The following is a 21,596-nucleotide window of genomic DNA, read 5'->3' as shown; positions in this document are numbered from 1 at the left end:
TAACTACCGGGCGCCGGCGGGAACCTCCATCGTGACGATCGTCGGACCGCCGGTCGGGCTCGCGACGTCGATCCGTCCGTCGAAGGTCGACAGCCGCTTCGCGACGCCGGCGAGGCCGGTCCCGCGGGTGGGGTCGGCGCCGCCCCGGCCGTCGTCGCCGACGGTGATGCGCAGCGTCTGGCCGTCGTGGCGCAGGTCGATCCAGATGCGGCTCGCGCGGGCGTGCTTGATCGCGTTGGTCAGCGCCTCCGAGACCGCGAAGTACGCCGCGGACTCGACCGGGTCGGGCAGCCGGGTCGGCAGCGTGACGGTGACCTCCGTCGGCGCGGGGGAGGCGAGCGCCAGCGCGCGGACGGCGTCGCCCAGACCGCGTTCGGCGAGGACCGGGGGCAGGATTCCCCGCACCAGGTCGCGGAGCTCGTTGAGTGCCGCGACCGACGCCGTGCGGGCCTCGGCGATCATCGCCTTGGCGCGTTCGGGGTCGGAGTCCATCAGGTGCTCGGCGGCCCCGAGGCTCATCCCCATCGCGACGAGCCGGGCCTGGGCGCCGTCGTGGAGGTCGCGCTCGATGCGCCGGATCTCGGCGGCGGAGACGTCGACGGCCGTGCTCCGCGTCTCGGTCAGTTCACTCACCCGGCGCAGCGCCTGCTCCTTCGTCGGGGCGAGCAGACTGCGGGTGATCGCGCCGGACAGGCGCAGCACGTACGGCGCGAGCGTCAGGCCGAGCAGGACGAAGGACGTGCCCAGCAGACCGGCGCCGAACGCGCGGGACCAGCTGGTGACCTTGATGAAGGCGTACCACTCGCCGCCGGTGTTTTCGTAGATCGGACGCCACACCCCGGCGGTGAGCACCCAGCCGTAGATGCCTTGGCCCACGAGGGCGACGGGCAGCAGCACCAGCGCGAAGCCGAGCGTCGCCGTCCACAGCAGCCAGAGCAGGTCCCGCCACGTCGCCGGGTCGCCGAGCACCCAGCCCGCCTTGCGTATCGGGCCGCCGAGGATCGGCGCCGGCTTGTAGGGCCGGTCGATCGTGCCGCCGAACCAGGTCGGTCCCAGGCGCCGCAGGAAGTCGGTGACCGAGCGGTTCAGCGCGGCGACCCACGGGACGACGAAGAGCCCGATACCCAGGGCGGGGATCAGCGCCAGCGACACCACGGTGAGCGCGAACAGCACCAGTGCGACCGGCGGCGCCACCACCGCGAGGGCGAGCAGCCGCAGGGTGGCGAGGCCCCCGCGACGGGCGAAGTCGGCCGCCGTCGGCTCGGCGGTGGTGGGCTGCGACATGACTCCAGCATCGTGCCCCGCGCGGTGCGAAGCACTGGCCCCGACACCCGGATTCCGGGGTGTACCTACCTACACCCTCCGGCGGGACCTTGCTCCCACGGATACGGGTGGTGGACGGCTGGGGGCGAGCAGCGAATTTCCCGAGCATCGATGACGGCGGTTCCGGACGGACCGTCAGGGGTCGTCAGCGAAGGGATCCGCGAGATGAAGACGCACGGGGGCGTCGCCGCCCGCCTGGGTGGCTGGAGCGCCCGCCACCGCAAGTCAGCCATTGCCGGCTGGCTGTTGTTCGTCGTGTTCGCCACCGTGCTCGGCGGCATGGTCGGGCAGAAGGAACTCGCCGACCACGAGATCGGCGCGGGCGACTCCGCCCGGGCCGACCGCATCCTCGCCGAGTCCGGCATCGAGAACCCGGCCTCCGAACTCGTTCTCCTGCACAGCGCCGAGCCGGACGGCTGGCGCGCCGCCGCCGACGAGCTGACCGGGAAGCTGCGCGAGCTCGCGCAGGTCGCCTCGATCGACGAGACCCTGCCCTCCGTCGACGGCCGCGACGGGCTCGTCCGCTTCGACCTCGCGGGGGACTACGACACGGCGGTCGAGGAGAAGAACGCGCAGCCGGTGTTCGACGTCGTCGACGCCGTGACCGCCGCGCACCCCGAGCTCGAGGTGCACCGCGTCGGCGACGCCACCGTCGAGAGCTGGTTCACCGAGATCATCGCCAAGGACTTCGCCAAGGCGGAGTGGACGGCGGTCCCGCTCGCCCTCGGCATCCTCCTCGTCGCCTTCGGCGCCCTGGTGGCGGCGGTGATCCCCGTCCTGCTCGCAGTGACGGCCTTCGTCGCGGCGCTGGGTCTGCTCGGGGTCGTCAGTCAGGCGGTACCGGTGGACGACGCCACGGCGTCGGTGATGCTGCTGATGGGCCTCGCGGTGGGTGTCGACTACGCGATGTTCTACCTGCGCCGTGAGCGCGAGGAACGCGCCGCCGGACGCAACCCCGAGACCGCACTGGCGATCGCCGCGCAGACCTCGGGGCACTCGGTCCTGGTCTCCGGCGTCACGGTCATGGCGGCGATGGCGGGCATGTTCCTCACCGGACTCTCGCTGTTCGAGGGCTTCGCGGCCGCCACGATCACCGTTGTCTGCGTCGCGATGCTGGGGTCGGTCACGGTCCTGCCGGCCGTGCTGTCCCTGCTCGGCGATCGCGTCGAGGCCGGCCGCCCCGGGTCCTGGGCGCGCAAGCTGACGCGGCGTCCGGCGCGTACCCCGAGCGGTCGCGGCGGGCGTTGGGTCGGCACGATTCTGAAGCCGGTGACGGAGCGTCCGAGGATGGCGGCCGGTCTGGGCGCCGGCGCGCTGGTCCTGCTCGCCCTGCCGGCGGTCACGATGAACACCGAGCAGCTCGACGTCGAGCAGCAGGCGCCGGGTGCGCCGATCGCGGTGGCGTACGGCGAGCTCACCCGCGCGTTCCCGACCGGTCCGCTGCCGGCGCAGGTGGTCCTGAAGGTCTCCGACCCTGCCGACCCGCGCGTGGACCAGGCCCTGGCCGCGTTCCGCGACCGCGTCGCGGGCTCGGACAGCTTCGGGGAGCCGATCGAGGTGACGACCCATCAGGAACAGGGCATCGTCACGATCGACGTCCCGCTCGCCGGCGACGGTGGAGATGACATCTCCAAGGACGCACTGAACGAACTCCGGGACGAGGTCGTGCCGGACACCCTCGGCGCCGCGGCGCTGGGGGAGGGCTCGGAGGCCTACGTCAGCGGGATGCTCGCGTCGAGCGTGGACTTCGACCACCAGCTGCGCAAGGGGCTGGTTCCGGTCCTGCTCGGGCTCGGCCTGATCACCTTCGCGGTGATGGCGTTCGCGTTCCGCTCGTGGGTGATCGGCGCGACCTCGCTGGTGCTCAACCTGCTCTCGGTGGGCGCGGCGTTCGGCGTCATGACCGCGGTGTTCCAGCACGGCTGGGGGGCGGGCCTGTTCGGGACGCAGGGCGTCGGCGCGATCGAGGCCTGGATCCCGATGTTCGCCCTGGTGATCCTGTTCGGCCTGTCGACCGACTACCACGTCTTCGTCGTCTCGCGGATCCGCGAGGCGGTGGAGCACGGCATGGACACCACCGCCGCCGTCCGGCACGGGATCACCCGCACCGCCGGCGTGGTCACGAGCGCCGCGGCGATCATGGTGGCTGTGTTCGCGGTGTTCGCGACGCTGTCGATGATGGACTTCAAGCAGATGGGCGTTGGCCTCGCCGCCGCGGTCGCCATCGACGCGACGCTGATCCGCATCGTCCTGCTACCGGCCGTCATGACCCTGCTCGGTGACCGCAACTGGGGTCGGCGCCGGCCGGTCCGCCCGGTCGCCCCGGTCCCGGGCGAGGTCCTCGACCCGGTCTACGGCCAGCCGGTGTCGCTGACGCACTGACGACGCACGGACGAACGGCCCCGCCGGAGATCCGGGCGGGGCCGTTCGGTCGTTGCGGGTGGGTCAGTCGGTCTGCTGGTCGTCGACGATCTCGCGGTCGTTCACGCTCTCCTTGAGGTCCACGTCCGTGTAGGCGAACCGGGCGAGCGCCGGGCACACCGCGTCCGGCTGGCGCGGGTCGCTGCCGGAGTACAGCGCGACGCGGATGACCTCCTTGGCGTAGATCACCTTCACGCTGTCGAGCACCGAGCACGGCTCCACGCCGGTCATGAAGTAGATCCGCACGGTGTCGGAGTCGAGCATCTCGTAGCGGTCCCACGTGATCGCGTGGACGTTCGCCTGGCCGGGCTTCGGCGTCAGGGCGATGGCCGGGGCGTCCCCGCGCATCTTGCCCGCGGGCGCGTCCGGCGCGGGGCCGGGGTCGGCGCCGCCGTCGGTTCTACCGCTCTTGGTGTCGGCATCCGGTGCGCCGTCGGCGATCTGACGGTTCCCCAGGTCCTCGGTCAGGTCGACCTCGACGGCCTTGAGCTTCGCGATCTCGATGCAGACCGCGTCGGGCTGCTTCGGGTCGGACCCGGAGAACAGGCTGATCGTGACGTCCTTGGCTCCGTACTTCACCTTGACCGAGTCGAGCACGTCGCACGGCTCGACGCCGCCGTAGAAGGTGACGAGGACCTTGCGCTCGCTGAGCGACTCCGCCTTCTCCCAGACGACCGGCCGCAGGTTTTTCATCCCGGGCCGCGGCTTCACGATCTCGGGCGTCGGCTCCTCCGGAGTGTCCGATCCCGGCATCGCGTCCGCGCTCGCCGGCGCGTCCTGGGCGCTGTCGCCACCCGCGGGCGCACTGGTCCCGCCGGCGTCGTTCGCGGCCTCGACCTTGTCGTCGTCGCCCCCGCACGCGCCGAGCATCAGCATCAGGCTGACCCCGGCTGCCGCGACCATCCGCTTCATCGCTTGTCCCTCCCGTAACGGCCGCGCCCATCCTGACGCTTGCGCCTTCCTGGCACGAGGACGCCACGGGGGTGCGTTTCGTTCACCGGCGTCGCCGATCCGTGATGCGACGGGCGGCGAACGGGTCGATTACGGGACGTACCGGGGCGCGGTCAGGCCTTCAGCGAGTTCAGCATCGCGACGAGGTCGGTCTCGATGCGTTCCTTCTCCAGGCCCAACCCGGACAGCACGCCGGAGCCGTTCTCGCCCTCCAGCAGGGCGAGCAGCAGGTGCTCGGTCCCGATGTAGTTGTGGCCCAGACGCAGTGCCTCACGGAACGTCAGTTCGAGCGCCTTCTTCGCCTCGGAGTCGAACGGGATCAGTGCCGGGCTCTCCTCCGCGCCCGGGGGGAGCACCGCGGTCGCGGCGGCCCGAACGGCGTCGGCGTCCGCGCCGTAGGTCTGCATCGCCATCATCGCCAGGCTCTCCGGCTCGGACAGCAGGCCCAGGACCAGGTGCGCGGTCGTGATCTCGGTGTTCTTGGCCCGGTGTGCCTCGTTCTGCGCGGAGACCACGACGTTGCGCGCCCGCGGGGTGAACTTCGCGAATCCGGCGTTGGGGTCCATGTCCGCGGGCGTCGCGGGCTCCTTGGGCACGAACCGCTTCTGCGCGGCCTGCTTCGAGACGCCCATGGCCTCGCCGATCTGCGTCCACGACGCCCCGGACCGGCGGGCCTGGTCCACAAAGTGCCCGATCAGGTGGTCGGCCGTCTCGCTGAGCGTCTGCGCCGCCAGCACCGCGTCGGTCAATTGCTCCAGCGGGTCCTCGTGGACCCGCTTGATCGCGTCGATGAGTTCGTCGAGTCGGGCGGGCGGGTCGAGCTTCGTCGGCTTCGTCATATGTCGAGTCAACCTCGAGTTGACGGCTGCGTCAACCTGGGGTTGACGTGGGTCAGCGGACGATTGTGATCCGGTCGCCGGACTGGAGCTGGGACAGAATCGTCACGAGCTGGGCCTTCGTGATCGAGACACAGCCGGCGGTCGGGCCGCGGCCGCTGTTGACGTGGAGGAAGATCCCCGAGCCCCGCTTGCGGACCCGCTTGTCCGGGGCTCGGTTGAAGTTGATCACGACGACGTGGGCGTACTGCTTGCCGTAGTCGAGGAGGCGCTCGGAGCCGTTCGCGCCGCGGGTGGTCACGGCGAAACCGCCCTGCTTCTGGTTGCGCAGGTGGTTGTAGTACTTCGAGTTGTTGTCCTGCACCCACCAGTCGCCCTGGCGGACCCGGTGGTACGGCAGGGCGGTGCCGGGGTTCGCGGCGATGCCGAACGCCTCGGTCATCGTGTACGTGCCGGTCGGGGTCGTCATCGTGCCCTGGCGGCGGGTCTTGCCGTTCATGACGCCGTTCGCGCCGAGCCAGGCCTTCCTGGTCCCGACGACCTTCGTGAAGCCGCAGGGCGTCTCGTCCCGGACCCAGAAGGTCAGACGGGCCCGCTGGCGGCTGACCTGGTCGACGACCGTCCGCGTCTTCTCCGTCGCCCGGACCGTCATCGAGACCCCGCCGAGCTTGACCTTGCAGGTCTGCCAGACGGCAGCCGGAGCCGCGGGCGCCGTCGGGGTCGCCGCGACCGGGGAGGCCGGCGTGGCCGGAGCCAGCGCGACCGCCAGAGCCATCGACAGGCCGATCGAGCCGGATACCGCCGTCCTCCGTCGCATGGGCGGATTCTCGCAAACGGAACCCGGTTCGGTCCGCAACTCAGCCGGACGCGAGGGCCCGGCCCTCGGCGAGGAAGGCGTCGAGGGCGGACCCGGGCAGGGCCCGCAGCGGCCGGGCGGCGCCGAACGGGGCGTTCCAGAACTCCCCGGTGCGGGGTGTCCACGGGCCGACGTAGGCGTACGGCTCCGCGATCAGGCCGTCGCCGGGGGAGACGCCGTAGTTCACCTCGCCGGCGGAGATCCCGACGTCGAAGTGCTCCGGCCACAGGACCGGCGTCTCGCCCGGGGCCAGCCGGCGCAGCGCGGCGTCGCCCCGGCGCAGGCAGTGGAGAACCTCCGCGGCGGCGTCGGCGTCGACACGTAGGCGCTCGGCCGGGTCGACGCCGGTGTAGTCCGTGTACAGGCCGGCGGCCGGGCCGGCGTCGATCCCGGCCGCGGCGGCGAGGTCCGTGATCGTGGCCCCGTCGAGCGGGAACGGGCTCCCCGCGGCGGCGAGTGCCGTCCCGGCGACGGCCGACGCGGGCTCGGTGACGGTGGCGAAGCCGTCGGCGGTGACGCGCAGCCGGATCGTCCCGCTCGCCCGGTACTGCGGCCCGGCGAGGAGCTGTTCGGCGACGGCGTGCAGCGATCGTCGCGTGGCGTCCACGGCGGCACTCTCCCAGCCGCGTGCGGGTGACCGCCAGAGTGCGGGTCTGGCGTAGCGTCGCGGCCATGACGGAGCAGATCAGCCGATTCGGCCACGTGGAGCTCGACGACCTGCCGGAGGACCTGCGGGAGCGGATCGCTCCCATCGCGGAGAAGTCGGGGTTCGTGCCCAACGTCTTCCGCGCGCTCGGGACGCGGCCGCGCGAGCTGCGCGCCTTCCTCGACTACCACGACGCGCTCATGGACTCCGACGAAGGACTGTCCCGCGCGGAGCGGGAGCTCATCGTCGTCGCGACGTCGGCCGCGAACAACTGCACGTACTGCGTCGTCGCGCACGGAGCCGTGCTGCGGATCCGCGCGAAGGACCCGCAGATCGCCGACCGGGTCGCCGCGAACCCCTACACGGTCGCGCTGACCCCGCGTCAGCGGGCGATCGTCGACCTGGCGCTGATTCTCGCCACCGCGTCCGACCAGCTCACCGCCGACGACCTCGACCTGGCCCGGGCGGCCGGGCTGACCGACGACGAGATCTGGGACATCGGGGCGATCACCGCCCTGTTCGCGATGTCGAACCGGCTGGCACACCTCGGGGCGATCGAGCCGAACGACGAGTTCTTCACGATGGGCCGTCTACCGCGCTGATCGCCCGCTCGGCGCCCGTTCCCGCGCATTCCGGCCGTGGCGGACGTAAGGTCTTCGCCGTGGATTCCTCGGTTCTGCGCGCGGCGACGCGCGACGCGTTCAAGAAGATCAGCGTGCACACCCCCGGCTGGGAGGACCCCCGCCCCAACGGCGAGCCCCCGGACGACGCCGACTACGAGAAGTGCGACGACCCCGGCAAGTTCCGCATCCTCGCCGCCCGCGCGGAGGCCTGGAGCGAGGCACTGACCCAGACCGGTCTGGCCGAGCGGGAGAACCTGGAGCCGGCGGAGGACCTGTGGCGCGAGCTCCCCGAGTCGCCCCCGGAGATCCGCATCGTCCGGCTGCGCCCGAAGAAGGCCGCCTCCGTGCCGCTGGTGTTCGGGTTCGGCTGGTTGATGGGCGAGCCCGAGGCGTACGTCGTCGTGGGGGCGGGGGAGCCCGCGGCCGTCATCTCGCTGCAGCCCCAGTGTGCCTGCGACGCCTGCGACATCGGCTCGGACCTGCTGGTCCAGGACTTCGACGACATCGTGATGAACATCGTGAGCGGCCAGCTCGTCCACGTGACGACCGACCAGTTCACGATCCACACCTCGCCGCAGGGTCCGGTCGTCGACGGTCAGGTGGCCGGCCAGACCACCGCCGACCTCGAGCAGCTCTTCGCCGACGCCCGTGCGGGCAAGTCCCAGTACCCGTCGGTCTACGGCGCCCGGTGGTGGTGACGTCCGACGTCAGTCGGTCAGGAAGTCGCCGATCGCGGCGGCGAGCTCGGGGCGGGTGACCGCGCCCATGTGGGTGCCGGGGATCGGGAGGAAGTAGCCCTCCCCGAGGGCGTCGGCGAGCCCGGGGCCGGAGCCGTTGTCGTCCTCGGTCCCGAGGATCACGGCGGTGGGGACGTCGATCGCCGCGAGGTCCGCGGGGGAGTTGGCGACCTGCGTGTCGACGACGTGCACCAGGGCCTTCGGATCCCCGCCGGTGGTGCGCAGGAACGCCTGGGTGAGGAACTCTGGCGTCCCGTGGGGGTAGGCCTCGGTCGCGGTGAGGACGTCGAGAAAGTGCTGCCGGTTACGCAGCGGGTGGAGCATGCCGTCGAGGCCCATGCCGGCGACGATGGCCCGCCGCGGCCGGGCCCCGCGCACGAGCATCCGCACGACCGTCCGCGCCCCGAGCGAGTACCCGCCGAGGTCGTAGTCGGTCAGCCCGAGGTGCTCGAGGAGCGCCTCACCGTCCTCGGCGAGCATGTCCGGGTAGTACGCCGACGCCTCGTGGGGTTTCGCGCTCTCCCCGTGGGCCCGCAGGTCCGGCATCACCACCCGGAACCCGCGCTCGGCCAACGCCGCCGCGTGCCCGTACTTGATCCAGTTGACGAAACCGTTCGAGAAGAACCCGTGGATCAGCACCAGCGGCCGACCCTCACCCACCTCCCGGTACGCGAGCTCGGCACCGTCACGGCCTTGGAAGTGCTGCACGGGGAGATCCACGCGGGCCATTCTCCCCGTCAGGCCGACCGGACTCCCCACAGGAGTGCGACGTGGGAGGAGTCCGTCCCGCAGCAGCCCCCGAGGGTGGTGACGCTCGGGAGGTTCGCGAGCAGAGCCTCGGTGGAGGAGCGCAGCAGGGGGCGGTCGCCCTCGTCGAGGACCTCCATCGCGTCGAGTTCGGCGTGGGTGAGGGTCGAGGCGTTCGGGCGGAACACCGTGATCCGCTGTTGCCAGTCTCCGCCGTCGAGGCCGGGGGAGACGTGGGTCGGGTGCGCGCAGTTGACCCCGTACCAGTCCGGCGCCTCCGCCGCGTCGACCGAGGCGATCGCGGCGCTCAGCGGCGTGCCGTCGGGCAGGCGCCCGTCGGTCTCGACGGTGAACGAGATGCCGACCGGCAGACCGGCGGCCCGCGCGGCGCGGACGATCCCGATGGCCTCGCCGGGTCCGGTCATCGTCATCGCGTGCACGACGTCGGCGCCGGCGGCGGCGAAGGCGTTGAGCTGCGGCGCGTGGTACTCCGCCGCCTCGTCCGCCTCGGTGCCCGCGGCGACGTAGCCGTCACCGCGCGGGCCGACGGAGCCGCTCACGCGCAACGGGACGTCCGCCGGCGTGCGGCGGACGAGTTCGACCGCGGCCTGGTTGACCCGGTCGAGCGCCGCCGCGTCGTAGCCGACCTTGGCGGCCCAGTCCGGGTTCGCGCGCCAGGTGGGCGTCTCGAGCACGAGTCCGGCGCCGGCCGCCGCGGCGATCGCGACGTACCGCACGAAGTAGTCGGTGAGCAGTTTCCGGCCGTTCGAGTCCTCGACGAGAGGGAACGCCGCGAACTCCGGGAGGTCGACCCCGTGGTGGAACAGCAGGTCGGTCTCCAGTCCGCCGTCGGTGACCCACTGCAGCATGTCCGTCTCCCTTGAGTCGTTCCAGACTGTTTGGTCTGGTCACGTGGCGGGTTATTCGTACCAGACTGTCTGGTCTGGTTCAATGGGTTAATGCCCCGCGACGGAACAGCCACCAAGGAGCGGATCCTCGACGCCGCCGAGAAACTCTTCGAGACGAACGGCATCGCCGCGACGTCCGTGGACCAGATCATCGAGGCCTCGGGCACCTCGAAGGGCGCGTTCTTCCACCACTTCGCCACCAAGCGGGCGCTGTCCCAGGCTCTGGTGGAGCGCTACGTCGAGGCCGACCTGTCGATGCTTGCGAAGGGCCTCGACGCCGTGGCCGACGTGACCGACCCGGTCGAGCGCGTCCTCGGCTTCCTCCGGTTCTACGAACGGTGGGCGATCGAACTCGTCTCCGCCGACTCGGCCTGTCTCTACCTCGCGGTGCTCACCGAGAAGGACCTCCTCGACGACACCACCTCCGGTGCCGTGGAGCGCGCGATCATCGGGTGGCGCGTCGAGTTCGCGGCGCTCCTCCGCGCCGCCTTCCGGGCCCGCGGCCTCGGTCGCAAGGTCAACGCCGACGACCTCGCCGACCACCTGTTCGCCACCTTCGAGGGCGGCTACCTGCTCTGCCGCACCTTCCGCTCCGCCGACCCGATGCGGGGCCAGCTCCGCGTCTTCCGCCAGCTCGTCGAGGGGTTGCTGACGGCCTGAGTTGCCGCTGTCCATGAACTGAGTGGACGAGTTGCAACGTGAGTCAACACCTGAGGCGGCTCATGCGCCTCTGGCGTTTCAACTCGTCCACTGGGTGCATGCGTCGGCCCGTGAGAGGGTGCGTCGGGTGAGCGAGCTCCGTGCGCGGCTCCGCGCCGACCTGGTGGCGGCGATGAAGACGAAGCAGCCCGAGGTCGTCAGCGCTCTGCGCACCACGCTGGCGGCGATCGACAATGCCGAGGCGGTCGCCCCTGCCGACGGAGTCGGCCCCGCCGGGAGTGAGCACGTTGCCGGCGCCCAGCACGGGGTCGGCTCCACCGAGGCCACGCGGCGCGCCCTCACCACCGTCGACCTCGAGGCGATCGTCGCCGCCCAGGTCGCCGACCGCCTCGCCGAGGCCGACCGCTACGACCGGCTCGGTCGGCCCGATGCCGCCGATCGGCTCCGGGGCGAGGCTGATGCGCTGCAGATCTACCTGCCGCCTGACCCGGCAGTGACCGCGGACCAAGATCGCCCATAGTCTCGGGGCACTGTGCTCTGCGTCGGCGGCTTGACCAAACGCTTCGGTGCACTCTCGGCCCGCATAGTTGAGCAGGTTCTGCTGGCCCGCGGCACCCGCATCGGCTGGCGTGACGCCGTCGGCCCCGCCCGTTCCCGCTGAGACCCGCCGAGGCGTCACGTGCTCGGCAGGAGGCAGAACTCGTTGCCGTCGGGATCGGCTCGAAGTGCAGGAGGAACCCGGTGTCGTCGGTTGGGGCGAGCGTCCGGCCCGTGGGCTTGGTCTCCCCCAGTAGCCCGCCCCAAAACCGGGCCAGGCCCGGCGGGTCGTGGGCGTCGAACGTCAGCGCCAGCAGGTCGCAGGCCATTGCCAGATCGTCGACTTGGCGCAACAACAAGTCAAACCGGTTTGGTGCACAGGTGTAGTCCGCCGCCGGCCGTGCGGCCGATGGATCGCCGGAGATGTCATCTCCGAGGGCGCCGCGAGGCGGCTTGGGGTCACGGCCCGCGGTCAGGGTCGTCCTCGTCAGGCGGGAGTTTGAGGCCGTCGCGGACGAGTTGCCAGTGCGCGTTGCGTCTTGGCTTCTGTTCGGAATCAACCCACTTCGGGGGGATCATCTCCGGATGGCCATCGGCGGCCATCCGCACTCCCCAGCCCTTCCCTTGCAACGCGGTCAGTGGTTGCGGTGGGTCTCTGCGCGGTGATGATCGGATCAGATAGTGCCCGTGGGAGCACACCAGGGCCATCTTGTCCACGTCGGTCGGGCCGTCGTCCCGGTCCCACCACTCAATATGGTGCGCTTCACACCACGCCGCCGGCCGGGTACAACCCTCGCCGATGCACCCGATGTCGCGGGCGACCAGTGCGGCCCACTGGGCGGGGGTGGCGGTGCGGACCTCGCGGCCCATCGCCAACGGCACCCCGAGCGTGTTGGCCACGATCGGGGTGATCCCGGCGTCGTAGGCGATCCGCTGCACGGTGGCGATGTCCAGATCTTCACCGGTGGCGGTGCGGGCGAAGGGATGTCCGGTGTCGCCGGCCATGGTCTCCACGGTCGCGGTGACGTGCAGGTGCGGGCGGACGCCGTGGGACGGGGGCAGGTCACCGAAACGGAGGAACTGGCGGAACACGTCCCCGAGCGCGTCATGGCGCCGCTGCGGCGCCGAGCGCTCATCGCGTTGGCCGTTCACGGCGGGTCGCGGGGCGGCGAGGGGGTCGAGGGCGGCCTTGACCAGGGCGGCGACCTCGTCGGTGAGCTCACCGCGGATGCGGTGCAGCCCGTTGCCCAGATCCGTGATCGTCAGCGACCGCTTGCGCTGCGCGCGGGCCGCGCGCTTGGACTCCGCGGGGGCGTCGCCGGTGGGGTCGTCCGGGTCCGGTGCCGGGGGCTTGCCGTCCTCGTCGATGACCTCTTCGATGTGCTTACCCAGGCGCAGGATCGCCCCGGGGTCCGCGCCGTGGGACTTGGCCAACAGAAACGTCTCCGCCTTCGCGAGTTCCGATGCGGAACCGACCGCTTCGATCTTGCGCAGACTCCGCGCGACCGCACGGGCCTGGTCGCGATTGAGCTTTCCGTCGGCGAGAGCTTCGACGGTGGCGGTGCCCTTGCGGGAGAGGATGTCGGCGTCCTTGACGCGCGCCCGCGCTTCGGCCGGGTGCAGGTTCAGCTTCTGGCCCAGCCAGACCGCGGTCGAGATCTTCCCGTCCTGCAGGGAAAGCCCGCGGACATCGGCCTCGCGCACCGCCCGGACACCGACAGCGGCGACGGCGGAGTCGAGCTCGGACTGCGCGCGGACCATCAGTTCCAGATCCGCGTCCGTGAGCGTCCAGACCTCGTCCGCGGTGAGCATCGCCGCCACCTTGCGGACGTCCTCGACGGCACTGGCGATCGTCGCCAGTGCCGGATGCATCCCCACCCCTGCGGACATGCCACGATTCTACCCGCGTTCGAACACATGTTCTAGTGCTGTCAAGACCTCATTCGCCCCTACTGTCACTACTTTCTGACTCGGCGTCAGGGACCTGAGGGCCCATCAAGTCCGCTCAGGGGACGGGGCCGAACTCGGGGCCGTACAACGCACCCGACCGTACGAACGCGCTCACTCCCTCCGCCGCGCCCGAGGGCGTCGGTTCGCAACGAGGCAGAGGGATGCGTGCGGTCTGACCGCACGGAAGAACCGGGATCGCGACGGCGTCCCGGTCGGCGTCGACGAGAATCCGATTGCCGAGCGGGTTCTTGAGCGGCACATCCAGAGGCGCCATGGCGTTGTCGTCGCACGGAACTGCCGGCGCGGCCGGGTCACGCTTGATACTGACCGCCACCGTTCGCTTCGTTTCGTCGACTTCTGCGTAGTACCCGGACAGACACGACTGCGGGTAGTTCACGAAGGCCTCGAACGGGCGGTGGAACTTCAGCGCCAGCCCGTCGGGGGAGATCGCAACACCCCGATCGTCCCGCTGGGCGGACTCGACTTCGTCGTCGAACGTCATGTCCGGCCCGAAGCGCGCTGTTGGTGCCACGGCGAGTACGAACCAGATCCTCGAACGCCACGTCCGGAGGAAGTAGCTCCTTGGCCCGGTGCCCGTTCCTTGATTGCGCTTGGTGGCGGGCACCGGGTCAGGGTTTACCTTCACGGCATGGGTGGACTGAAGAACCGTGACGATGCCCGCCGCCGACGCGCGGCCGAAGCCGTCTTGGCGTATGTCCGCGATGAGGACGCCGACATCCTGAACATCACCCAAACTGCCGTCGAAGATGACCCGACGTCGGCGGCCTTGCACCTGACCGCCCTCGCCGGACGCGCCGTGACCCTTCTCGCGGAGTGCTCAGGTGAGTCGGTTGAAGCTGTGATCGAGCGGCTGTCACGGCAGTGATGCCCCAATGTCATCCCACAGAAAATCCCACACCGTTGGCGATCATGGAAAACGGCCCCCGACCTGCCCCGTCGTCCGGAAAGTTGCACCAGGGGTGCCATTTCCGCAGTTCAGAAGGGTTCTGAACCTTCAGACAGGTGCAGGTCAGGGGCCGTGATCGAACGACCTGAGAGCTAGGGCCTAAATGTCGAAGTACAGCTCGAACTCGTGGGGGTGGGGACGGAGGCGGATGGGGTCGACCTCGTTGGCCCGCTTCCACGCGACCCAGGTCTCGATCAGGTCCGGGGTGAAGACGCCGCCCTCGACGAGGTAGTCGTGGTCGGCCTCGAGGGCGTCGAGGACCTTGGGCAGCGAGTCCGGGACCTGGGCGATCTCGGAGAGCTCGTCCGGGGGGAGCTCGTAGAGGTCCTTGTCGACCGGCAGCGGCGGCTCGATCTTGTTCTTGATGCCGTCGAGGCCGGCCATGAGCATCGCCGAGAACGCGAGGTACGGGTTCGACGACGGGTCCGGGACGCGGAACTCGATGCGCTTGGCCTTCGGGTTGGAGCCGGTGACCGGGATACGCACGCAGGCGGAGCGGTTACGGGCCGAGTACACCAGGTTGACCGGTGCCTCGAAGCCCGGGACCAGACGGTGGTAGCTGTTCATCGACGGGTTGGTGAACGCCAGCAGCGAGGGCGCGTGGTGGAGCAGACCACCGATGTACCAGCGGGCGGTGTCGGACAGGCCGCCGTAGCCGAGCTCGTCGTAGAACAGCGGCTCGCCGTTCTTCCACAGCGACTGGTGGCAGTGCATGCCCGAGCCGTTGTCGCCGAAGAGCGGCTTCGGCATGAAGGTGACGGTCTTGCCGTTGCGGGCGACGACGTTCTTCACGATGTACTTGAAGAGCATGACCTTGTCCGCGGACTTGGCCATGGTGTCGAAGCGGTAGTTGATCTCCTGCTGACCGGCGGTGCCGACCTCGTGGTGGGCGCGCTCGACGCCGAGGCCGAGCTTGTCGAGCTCGAGGCAGATCTCGTCCCGCATGTCGGCGAAGTGGTCGACCGGCGGGACCGGGAAGTAGCCACCCTTGTAGGGGGTCTTGTGACCCTGGTTGCCACCCTCCTCGACGCGGCCGGTGTTCCAGGCGCCCTCGATGGAGTCGATGTAGTAGTAGCCGGCGTTCTGCTTCGTCTCGAAGCGGATGTCGTCGAAGATGTAGAACTCGGCCTCGGGCGCGAAGAACGCGGTGTCGGCGATTCCGGTCGCCTTCAGGTGGGCCTCGGCCTTGCGCACGATCTGGCGCGGGTCCCGGCTGTAGGGCTCGCCGGTGTAGGGGTCGACGATGCTCATGTTGATCACGAGCGTCTTGTTCGCCCGGAACGGGTCGATGAAGGCCGTGTCCAGGTCGGGGATCAGCTTCATGTCCGACTCGTGGATCGCCTGGAAGCCGCGGATCGAGGACCCGTCGAACATCTGGCCGTCGGTGAAGAAGTCGGCCCCCACGGACTGCGCCGGGACATTGAAGTGCTGCATGACACCCGGGAGGTCACAGAACCGGACGTCGACGAACTTCACGCCTTCGTCGGAGATGTATTTGGTGACCTCTTCGGCGTTGCTGAACATCCGTCCTCCTTGCCCGGCCGACCCGGCGGGGGCTGTGTCTGACCATGTGTCTAACCGTGGGGTGGTGCTGGTGCTCGACCAGTTCCCAGGACCGTACGAGTGGGCAATGTCGCGCCCGTGTCCCGAATGTTTCACCGGTGTTACGGCAGATTCTCGGTCGCTGGCCAGGGCCCTGAAGCCGGGGTCCATCCAAGCGGTGTGAGGGCTCGCGCGCCACCCCGGGACGTCCGTCCGGGCCCGCCGGTTACCGTTGCCCTGTGGTGGACCGTCGCGCACTGGGTGGCTGGCTGTCCGGTCCCCGGTCGGTGGCCGAGGCGGCCGGGATCGATCTGGGCTACCCCGGACAGCGTCTGGGACTGCCCGAGGAGGGCCCCAACGCCGTCGGCGGGATGACCCGCCGGCTGGGCGCGACGTTCATCGACTGGACGATCGCCCAGTTCGTCGTCCTCGGCGCCATGCCGGGCTCCACGGCGGGGGAGCGGGCCGCGCCGATCCTGCTCGTGTTCGTCCTGATCAACCTGGCCATGGTCACGACGATCGGCGCCGGGATCGGTGGCCGCTTGCTCGGCCTGCGCGTCGCCCGCCTGGACGGCGGCAACCCGATGCTGCCCGCGGTGGCGATCCGGACGCTGATGCTCGCCCTCGTTGTCCCGGCCCTGTTTATCGACCGGGACTACCGCGGGGTCCACGACCGGCTCGCGCGCTCGATCGTGGTCCGCCGCTAGCGCATCTTCGGGTTCTGGCCCTTCGGCATCCGCATGTTCCGGGGCATCGGGCCCTTGGGGATCGGGACGTTCGCCATCAGGTCCCCGACGGCCCGCAGGCGGTCGTTGACCTCGACGACGTCGGCGCCGCGGATGGTCTTCGGCAGCTTCTGCAGGAACCGGATCAGCTTCGGCAGCGGGATCTCGCCCTCGCCACGGCCGACGACCAGCGTCGTGACCGGGACGTCCTGGACGAACCGGTTCATGCGCTTGCGCTCGGCCTCCAGCAGCTGGTCGACGCGCTGGGAGTTGCCCTCACCGATCAGGACGATGCCCGGCCGGCCGACGGCGCGGTGGACGACGTCCTGGCTCTTGTTCACCGCGACGGCGGGGGTGACGGTCCAGCCGCCCCGGCGCATGGTGTTCAGCGCAGCCGCGGCGGCGCCGGGCTGGCCCTCGATCTCGGTGTACGCGGCCTTCTGGACGCGCTGGCCGAAGAGAAACAGCAGGCCGAGGACGCCGAACATGAAGCCGACGATCCCCGCGATGATCGGGTGCAGGAACAGCACCGTGATGCCGAAGAACACCGCGAAGCCGATGACGAAGCCGAGCACCAGCCACAGCGGCAGGAGCTTGTCGACCCGCGCCGTCATCTTGTAGGCGTCGAAGATCTGCCGGACGCGGCCGCCGCCCGGCTTCGCCGCCTTGGCGGCCTTGTCTTTCTTCCTGCCGAATGCCATGACTGTTCCGCCGGGCCCTTCTCGTCGTGTCCGAGGCAGGATACGCAGGGCGCTCAGGCGCTCTGTTCGCGTGCCTCCACGGCCTGCCGGTACAGGCGGCCCGCGCGGTAGGACGAGCGCACCAGCGGCCCCGACATCACGCCCGCGAACCCCAGCCGTTCGGCCTCGGCGCCGAGCTCGGTGAACTCCTCGGGGGTGACCCACCGCTCCACCGGGTGGTGGCGGGCGCTCGGGCGCAGGTACTGGGTGATCGTGAGCAGGTCGGTGCCGGCCTCGCGCAGGTCGCGCATGGTGGCGAGGACCTCGTCGGGCTCCTCGCCGAGGCCGAGGATCAAATTGGACTTGGTCACCAGTCCGGCCTCGCGCGCGGCGGTGATCACCCCGAGTGACCGGTCGTAGCGGAACGCGGGCCGGATCCGGCGCATCAGGCGCGGCACGGTCTCCAGGTTGTGCGCGAACACCTCGGGGCGGGACGCGAACACCTGCGCGAGCAGGTCCGGCTCGGCGTTGAAGTCCGGCGCGAGCAACTCGACCCCGCAGCCGGGGACCGCGGTGTGGATCGCGCGAACGGTCTCCGCGTACAGCCAGGCCCCGCCGTCGGGCAGGTCGTCACGGGCGACGCCGGTGATCGTGGCGTACCGCAGGCCCATCGTGAGCACGGACTCGGCGACCCGGCGCGGCTCGTCCCGGTCCAGCTCGACCGGCTTGCCGGTGTCGATCTGGCAGAAGTCGCAACGGCGGGTGCACTGGTCACCGCCGATGAGGAACGTGGCCTCGCGGTCCTCCCAGCACTCGAAGATGTTGGGGCAGCCCGCCTCCTGACAGACCGTGTGCAGGCCCTCGTCCTTCACCAGTTTCGTCAGGGCCCGGTACTCCGGCCCGGTCCGCAGCGTGGTCTTGATCCACGGCGGCTTGCGCTCGATCGGGGTCTCGGTGTTCCGGACCTCCAGTCGCAGCAGCTTGCGGCCCTCGGGAGCGATCGTCATGCGACAACTCCCAGCGCGCCGTGCAGTGCCAACGGGGCCCGGGTCACCGACTCCGAGCCGAGGGCCTCCAGCAGGCGACGCTCGACCACCGGCACGACCTCGGCGACCGGCACCGGACGCCCGAGTTCCTTCGTCAGCGTCGTGACGCCGGCGTCGGAGATCCCGCACGGCACGATCCGTGAGAACCAGCCCAGGTCGCAGTCGCAGTTGATCGCGAAGCCGTGCATCGTCACGCCCTTCGCGACGCGGATCCCGATCGCGGCGACCTTGCGGTCCGGGTCCAACGGGCCCGTGCCGGGCACCCACACCCCACTGCGGCCCGGCACGCGCTGCGCGTTCGCCAGACCCAGGTCGGCGCAGGTCGCGATGATCGCGGCCTCCAGCTTGCGGACGTAGTCGACGACGTAGACGCCGTCGGGCAGCTTCACGATCGGGTAGCCGGTCAGCTGCCCCGGCCCGTGCCAGGTGATCTTCCCGCCGCGGTCGACCTCGACCACCGGGGTGCCGTCCCACGGCCGGTCCTGCGGCTCGGTGCGCTTGCCCGCGGTGAACACCGGCTCGTGCTCGAGGAGGATCACGGTGTCCTCGACGGTGCCGTCGGCGCGCGCGGCGTGCAGCTCCCGCTGAAGCTCCCACGCCGGCTCGTAGGGCACCGGAGTCCCGCCGAAGCCGTGGAGGAAGCGGAGCGCGGACACGTCGTCAGTCTAGGTCGGGATCGGTTCTCAGGCGGCGGCGCGGATCGCGGCCTCGATCGTCGGGTGCTCGAAGGAGAACCCTGCCTTCGACAGGACCGCCGGCACGACGCGCTGGCTGCGCAGCGTCTCGGTGGAGAACTCGCCGAGGACGACCTTGAGGGCGATCGCCGGCACCGGGAACAGCGTCGGCCGGTGCAGGACGCTGCCCATGGCCTTGGTCACGTCGGCGTTGGTGACGGGCTCGGGCCCGGTCAGGTTCACGGGGCCGGAGACGTCGGAGGTCAGCAGGAACTTCAGCGCCCGCACGTGGTCGGTCAGGGAGATGAAGCTCCAGTACTGGCGGCCGTTGCCGAGCTTGCCGCCGAGCCCGAACTTGAAGATCGGGAACAGTCGGCCCCACGCCCCGCCCTCGCGTGCGACGACGAGGCCGGTGCGGAGGTAGCAGACACGGATGCCCGCGTTCTCCGCCGGCGCCGCGGCCGCCTCCCAACGGACCGTCAGACGGGCCAGGAAGTCGTCCGCGGGGCCGAAGGTCTCGTCGACCTTCGTCTCGCCGTGGTCGCCGTAGAACCCGATCGCGGAGCCCTGCAGCAGCACTCGCGGCTTGGGGTCGAGCGCCGCCAGCGCGGTCGCGAGCGTGTGCGTCGGGTTGACCCGGCTGTCGACGAGGGTGCGCTTGTACGACTCGCTCCAGCGCTTGTCGCCGACCCCGGCCCCGGAGAGGTTCACCGCGGCCTCGACGCCGGCGAGCTTGCCGGGGGAGAGCGGTTGCTCCGGGTCCCACGAGATCTCGTCCGCGCCCTGCGGGGCCCGCCGGACCAGACGCAGCACCTCGTGCCCGTCGGCGCGCAGTGCGTCGACGAGCGCGGTGCCGATCAGTCCGGACGAGCCGCAGACCGCGATCTTCATGGGCGTGCCCGTCAGAGGCCGAGTTCGGCCTCGAACGCGCCCTCCTCCAGACGCTGCTTCACGGTGGTGAGGAACCGGGCGGCGTCGGCCCCGTCGACCAGGCGGTGGTCGTAGGTCAGGACGAGCATCACCATCGACCGGATCGCGATCGTGTCCCCGCCGGAGGGGTCCTCGACGACGACCGGACGCTTGACGACCGTGCCGGTGCCGAGGATGCCGACCTGCGGCTGGTTGATGATCGGGGTGTCGGTGAGCGCGCCCCGGCTGCCGGTGTTGGTCAGCGTGAACGTGCCGCCGGACAGGTCGTCGGGGGCGATCTTGTTGTCGCGGGTGCGCGCGGCCAGGTCGTTCATCGACCGGGTCAGGCCCGAGACGTTGAGTTCGTCCGCGTCCTGGACGACCGGGACCAGCAGACCCCGCTCGGTGTCGACGGCGATGCCGAGGTGCACCTTCGGGTGGTAGGTGATCTCGCCCTTCTCGACGTCGATCGAGGCGTTCAGCTTCGGGTGCTGCTTGAGGGCCTCGATGGTCGCCTTGGCGAAGAACGGCAGGAAGTTGAGCTTCTGGCCGGTCTGGGCCTCGAAGGACGCCTTGGCCTGCTGCCGCAGCCGCGCGATGCGGGTGACGTCGACCTCGACCCAGCACGACAGCTGCGCGGAGAGCTGCAGCGACTCGACCATGCGCGCCGCGATGACCTTGCGCAGCCGCGACATCGGCTCGACCGTGCCGACCTGCGGCGCGGCGACGACCGGCCGCGGGGCGGCCGGGGTCGCGACCGGAGCCGCCGACGGGGCCGGAGCGGCCGCGGCCGGGGCGGCCGTCGCCGCTGACGCCGCGCTCCTGGCGGCGTCGAGCACGTCCTGCTTGCGGATGCGGCCACCGACGCCGGTGCCGACGACCGTGCTCAGGTCGACGTTGTTGTCCGCCGCGAGACGGCGCACCAGCGGGGTGACGTAGGTGCCGACGTCCTCCGCCTGCCCGTTCCCGCTGCTCGCCGGAGCCGCGGGAGCGGCCGCCGGAGCCGCGGGAGCGGCCGGGGCCGGGGTGGGAGCGGCCGGGGCCGGGGTGGGAGCCGGCGCGGGCGCCGGGGGCGCCGGAGCCGCCGCGGCCGGGGGTGCGGGGGCGGGGGTCGGCTCGGGAGCGGGAGCCGCCGGAGCCGGGGCGGGAGCGGCCGTGGCCGCGGGAGCCGGGGCGCTCGCGCCGGAGCCGATGACGCCGAGCTCGGCGCCGACGGCGACGGTCTCGTCCTCGCGGACGGTGATCTTGACCAGGACGCCGGCGGCCGGGGCGGGGATCTCGGTGTCGACCTTGTCGGTCGAGATCTCCAGCAGCGGCTCGTCGGCGGCGACGGTGTCGCCCTCCGCCTTCAGCCAGCGCGTGACGGTGCCCTCGGTGACGCTCTCACCCAGTGCGGGCAGGGTCACCGACACTCCATCGGCCGCCGGGCCGGCAGCCGGGGCCGCGGCGGGAGCGGCCGGAGCAGGGGGAGCGGGCTGGGCCGGCGGCGCAGGCGCCTCCGCGACCGGAGCCGGGGCCGCGGGAGCGGGCTCGGCGGCCGGGGCGGGAGCGGCCGGGGCGGCCTCACCCGCGTCACCGATGACACCGAGCTCGGCGCCGACGGCGACGGTCTCGTCCTCACCGACGGTGATCTTGACCAGGACACCGGCAGCCGGGGCGGGGATCTCGGTGTCGACCTTGTCGGTCGAGATCTCCAGCAGCGGCTCGTCCGCGGCGACGGTGTCGCCCTCCTGCTTCAGCCACCGGGTGACGGTGCCCTCGGTGACACTCTCGCCGAGCGCCGGAAGGGTGACCGAGACTGGCATGTGACGTTCTCCTCGCGAGGGACGGAACCGGGTGGCGGAAAGATTTCTGACGG

The 21,596-nt window shown here is 70.9% G+C and carries 22 protein-coding genes; 7 read left to right on the top strand and 15 right to left on the bottom strand.

All coding sequences use genetic code 11. The annotated features are described in order from the left end of the window. Positions 1–3: 3 nt before the first annotated feature. A complete protein-coding gene (locus SPOPO_RS0124295; protein ID WP_019877771.1) occupies positions 4–1,284 on the bottom strand; it encodes a sensor histidine kinase in 1,281 nt (426 codons plus the stop codon). 204 nt (positions 1,285–1,488) lie between these two features. Between SPOPO_RS0124295 and SPOPO_RS0124290 the strand changes: the two genes are divergently transcribed. Then, complete coding sequence (locus SPOPO_RS0124290; protein WP_051098703.1) at positions 1,489–3,705, top strand: MMPL family transporter; 2,217 nt, start codon at positions 1,489–1,491, stop codon at positions 3,703–3,705. Positions 3,706–3,768: 63 nt separating this feature from the next. On the opposite strand, the gene SPOPO_RS33270 is transcribed toward SPOPO_RS0124290, so the two are convergent. From SPOPO_RS33270 to SPOPO_RS0124270, 4 genes are all read right to left on the bottom strand, one after another. Further along, positions 3,769–4,656: a hypothetical protein gene (locus SPOPO_RS33270; protein WP_019877768.1), complete on the bottom strand. Its 888-nt coding sequence runs from the start codon at positions 4,654–4,656 to the stop codon at positions 3,769–3,771. Between the two features lie 152 nt (positions 4,657–4,808). Beyond that, entirely contained in the window at positions 4,809–5,534 is a 726-nt protein-coding gene (locus SPOPO_RS0124280) for a Clp protease N-terminal domain-containing protein (protein WP_019877767.1), read from the bottom strand. A gap of 52 nt (positions 5,535–5,586) precedes the next feature. Next, positions 5,587–6,348 (bottom strand): L,D-transpeptidase family protein, encoded by a 762-nt coding sequence (locus tag SPOPO_RS0124275; protein ID WP_028985078.1) that lies wholly within the window; start codon positions 6,346–6,348, stop codon positions 5,587–5,589. Between the two features lie 40 nt (positions 6,349–6,388). After that, the gene (locus tag SPOPO_RS0124270) at positions 6,389–6,994 is read right to left on the bottom strand and encodes a hypothetical protein (protein WP_019877765.1); all 606 of its coding nucleotides are present in this window, start codon (positions 6,992–6,994) and stop codon (positions 6,389–6,391) included. 65 nt (positions 6,995–7,059) lie between these two features. Here SPOPO_RS0124270 and SPOPO_RS0124265 point away from each other — a divergent pair, with 65 nt between their 5' ends. Both SPOPO_RS0124265 and SPOPO_RS0124260 read left to right on the top strand, forming a co-directional pair. Continuing rightward, on the top strand, positions 7,060–7,635 hold the full coding sequence (locus SPOPO_RS0124265; protein ID WP_019877763.1) for a peroxidase-related enzyme: 576 nt from the start codon (positions 7,060–7,062) through the stop codon (positions 7,633–7,635). 59 nt (positions 7,636–7,694) lie between these two features. Continuing rightward, a complete protein-coding gene (locus SPOPO_RS0124260; protein ID WP_019877762.1) occupies positions 7,695–8,354 on the top strand; it encodes a DUF6226 family protein in 660 nt (219 codons plus the stop codon). A 9-nt stretch (positions 8,355–8,363) separates the two neighbouring features. Here SPOPO_RS0124260 and SPOPO_RS0124255 read toward each other — a convergent pair whose 3' ends face one another. Together SPOPO_RS0124255 and SPOPO_RS0124250 are read right to left on the bottom strand one after the other, a co-directional pair. Further along, on the bottom strand, positions 8,364–9,122 hold the full coding sequence (locus SPOPO_RS0124255) for an alpha/beta fold hydrolase (RefSeq protein ID WP_028985077.1): 759 nt from the start codon (positions 9,120–9,122) through the stop codon (positions 8,364–8,366). Positions 9,123–9,130: 8 nt separating this feature from the next. Continuing rightward, positions 9,131–10,009, bottom strand: coding sequence for a homocysteine S-methyltransferase family protein (locus SPOPO_RS0124250; protein WP_019877760.1), 879 nt, complete (start codon positions 10,007–10,009; stop codon positions 9,131–9,133). 90 nt (positions 10,010–10,099) lie between these two features. Between SPOPO_RS0124250 and SPOPO_RS33265 the strand changes: the two genes are divergently transcribed. Continuing rightward, positions 10,100–10,708, top strand: coding sequence for a TetR/AcrR family transcriptional regulator (locus tag SPOPO_RS33265; RefSeq protein ID WP_019877759.1), 609 nt, complete (start codon positions 10,100–10,102; stop codon positions 10,706–10,708). 172 nt (positions 10,709–10,880) lie between these two features. Continuing rightward, entirely contained in the window at positions 10,881–11,228 is a 348-nt protein-coding gene (locus SPOPO_RS0124240; RefSeq protein ID WP_342672922.1) for a GatB/YqeY domain-containing protein, read from the top strand. A gap of 476 nt (positions 11,229–11,704) precedes the next feature. Here the strand turns inward: SPOPO_RS0124240 and SPOPO_RS0124235 are convergent, their stop codons facing one another. Together SPOPO_RS0124235 and SPOPO_RS0124230 are read right to left on the bottom strand one after the other, a co-directional pair. Next, entirely contained in the window at positions 11,705–13,135 is a 1,431-nt protein-coding gene (locus SPOPO_RS0124235; RefSeq protein ID WP_245541752.1) for a DUF222 domain-containing protein, read from the bottom strand. 115 nt (positions 13,136–13,250) lie between these two features. Continuing rightward, positions 13,251–13,820 (bottom strand): hypothetical protein, encoded by a 570-nt coding sequence (locus SPOPO_RS0124230; RefSeq protein ID WP_169577228.1) that lies wholly within the window; start codon positions 13,818–13,820, stop codon positions 13,251–13,253. Positions 13,821–13,844: 24 nt separating this feature from the next. Here SPOPO_RS0124230 and SPOPO_RS31445 point away from each other — a divergent pair, with 24 nt between their 5' ends. Further along, positions 13,845–14,081 (top strand): hypothetical protein, encoded by a 237-nt coding sequence (locus tag SPOPO_RS31445; RefSeq protein WP_156870199.1) that lies wholly within the window; start codon positions 13,845–13,847, stop codon positions 14,079–14,081. Between the two features lie 180 nt (positions 14,082–14,261). Here the strand turns inward: SPOPO_RS31445 and glnA are convergent, their stop codons facing one another. Continuing rightward, positions 14,262–15,686, bottom strand: coding sequence for a type I glutamate--ammonia ligase (gene glnA, locus SPOPO_RS0124220; protein ID WP_019877753.1), 1,425 nt, complete (start codon positions 15,684–15,686; stop codon positions 14,262–14,264). Positions 15,687–15,943: 257 nt separating this feature from the next. Between glnA and SPOPO_RS0124215 the strand changes: the two genes are divergently transcribed. Further along, positions 15,944–16,411 carry an RDD family protein gene (locus SPOPO_RS0124215; RefSeq protein ID WP_019877751.1) on the top strand — a complete coding sequence of 156 codons (468 nt, stop codon included), beginning with the start codon at positions 15,944–15,946 and terminating at the stop codon, positions 16,409–16,411. On the opposite strand, the gene SPOPO_RS0124210 is transcribed toward SPOPO_RS0124215, so the two are convergent. Genes SPOPO_RS0124210 through sucB form a run of 5 tightly spaced genes read right to left on the bottom strand, consistent with a single transcriptional unit; the run spans position 16,408 to position 21,543 of the window. Then, entirely contained in the window at positions 16,408–17,130 is a 723-nt protein-coding gene (locus SPOPO_RS0124210) for a DUF4191 domain-containing protein (protein WP_019877750.1), read from the bottom strand. The genes SPOPO_RS0124215 and SPOPO_RS0124210 overlap by 4 nt on opposite strands. A gap of 53 nt (positions 17,131–17,183) precedes the next feature. Continuing rightward, the gene (lipA, locus tag SPOPO_RS0124205; protein WP_019877749.1) at positions 17,184–18,116 is read right to left on the bottom strand and encodes a lipoyl synthase; all 933 of its coding nucleotides are present in this window, start codon (positions 18,114–18,116) and stop codon (positions 17,184–17,186) included. Further along, on the bottom strand, positions 18,113–18,811 hold the full coding sequence (gene lipB, locus SPOPO_RS0124200; RefSeq protein WP_019877748.1) for a lipoyl(octanoyl) transferase LipB: 699 nt from the start codon (positions 18,809–18,811) through the stop codon (positions 18,113–18,115). The genes lipA and lipB overlap by 4 nt, the downstream gene beginning before the upstream one ends. 27 nt (positions 18,812–18,838) lie before the next feature. Next, entirely contained in the window at positions 18,839–19,720 is an 882-nt protein-coding gene (locus SPOPO_RS0124195) for a TIGR01777 family oxidoreductase (protein ID WP_019877746.1), read from the bottom strand. A gap of 11 nt (positions 19,721–19,731) precedes the next feature. Further along, a complete protein-coding gene (sucB, locus tag SPOPO_RS0124190; RefSeq protein ID WP_019877744.1) occupies positions 19,732–21,543 on the bottom strand; it encodes a 2-oxoglutarate dehydrogenase, E2 component, dihydrolipoamide succinyltransferase in 1,812 nt (603 codons plus the stop codon). Positions 21,544–21,596: the final 53 nt, after the last annotated feature.

Origin of the sequence: Sporichthya polymorpha DSM 43042, assembly GCF_000384115.1 — a bacterium.
Classification (GTDB): Bacteria; Actinomycetota; Actinomycetes; order Sporichthyales; family Sporichthyaceae; genus Sporichthya; species Sporichthya polymorpha.
This window is presented reverse-complemented; position numbering and strand designations above follow the sequence as displayed.

Coding starts and splice junctions, on each gene's coding strand:
- SPOPO_RS0124295 (WP_019877771.1), bottom strand. CDS start 1,284: ATGTCGCAGCCCACCACCGCCGAGCCGACGGCGGCCGACTTCGCCCGT.
- SPOPO_RS0124290 (WP_051098703.1), top strand. CDS start 1,489: ATGAAGACGCACGGGGGCGTCGCCGCCCGCCTGGGTGGCTGGAGCGCC.
- SPOPO_RS33270 (WP_019877768.1), bottom strand. CDS start 4,656: ATGAAGCGGATGGTCGCGGCAGCCGGGGTCAGCCTGATGCTGATGCTC.
- SPOPO_RS0124280 (WP_019877767.1), bottom strand. CDS start 5,534: ATGACGAAGCCGACGAAGCTCGACCCGCCCGCCCGACTCGACGAACTC.
- SPOPO_RS0124275 (WP_028985078.1), bottom strand. CDS start 6,348: ATGCGACGGAGGACGGCGGTATCCGGCTCGATCGGCCTGTCGATGGCT.
- SPOPO_RS0124265 (WP_019877763.1), top strand. CDS start 7,060: ATGACGGAGCAGATCAGCCGATTCGGCCACGTGGAGCTCGACGACCTG.
- SPOPO_RS0124255 (WP_028985077.1), bottom strand. CDS start 9,122: ATGGCCCGCGTGGATCTCCCCGTGCAGCACTTCCAAGGCCGTGACGGT.
- SPOPO_RS0124250 (WP_019877760.1), bottom strand. CDS start 10,009: ATGCTGCAGTGGGTCACCGACGGCGGACTGGAGACCGACCTGCTGTTC.
- SPOPO_RS33265 (WP_019877759.1), top strand. CDS start 10,100: ATGCCCCGCGACGGAACAGCCACCAAGGAGCGGATCCTCGACGCCGCC.
- SPOPO_RS0124240 (WP_342672922.1), top strand. CDS start 10,881: ATGAAGACGAAGCAGCCCGAGGTCGTCAGCGCTCTGCGCACCACGCTG.
- SPOPO_RS0124235 (WP_245541752.1), bottom strand. CDS start 13,135: ATGTCCGCAGGGGTGGGGATGCATCCGGCACTGGCGACGATCGCCAGT.
- SPOPO_RS31445 (WP_156870199.1), top strand. CDS start 13,845: ATGGGTGGACTGAAGAACCGTGACGATGCCCGCCGCCGACGCGCGGCC.
- glnA (WP_019877753.1), bottom strand. CDS start 15,686: ATGTTCAGCAACGCCGAAGAGGTCACCAAATACATCTCCGACGAAGGC.
- SPOPO_RS0124210 (WP_019877750.1), bottom strand. CDS start 17,130: ATGGCATTCGGCAGGAAGAAAGACAAGGCCGCCAAGGCGGCGAAGCCG.
- lipA (WP_019877749.1), bottom strand. CDS start 18,116: ATGACGATCGCTCCCGAGGGCCGCAAGCTGCTGCGACTGGAGGTCCGG.
- SPOPO_RS0124195 (WP_019877746.1), bottom strand. CDS start 19,720: ATGAAGATCGCGGTCTGCGGCTCGTCCGGACTGATCGGCACCGCGCTC.
- sucB (WP_019877744.1), bottom strand. CDS start 21,543: ATGCCAGTCTCGGTCACCCTTCCGGCGCTCGGCGAGAGTGTCACCGAG.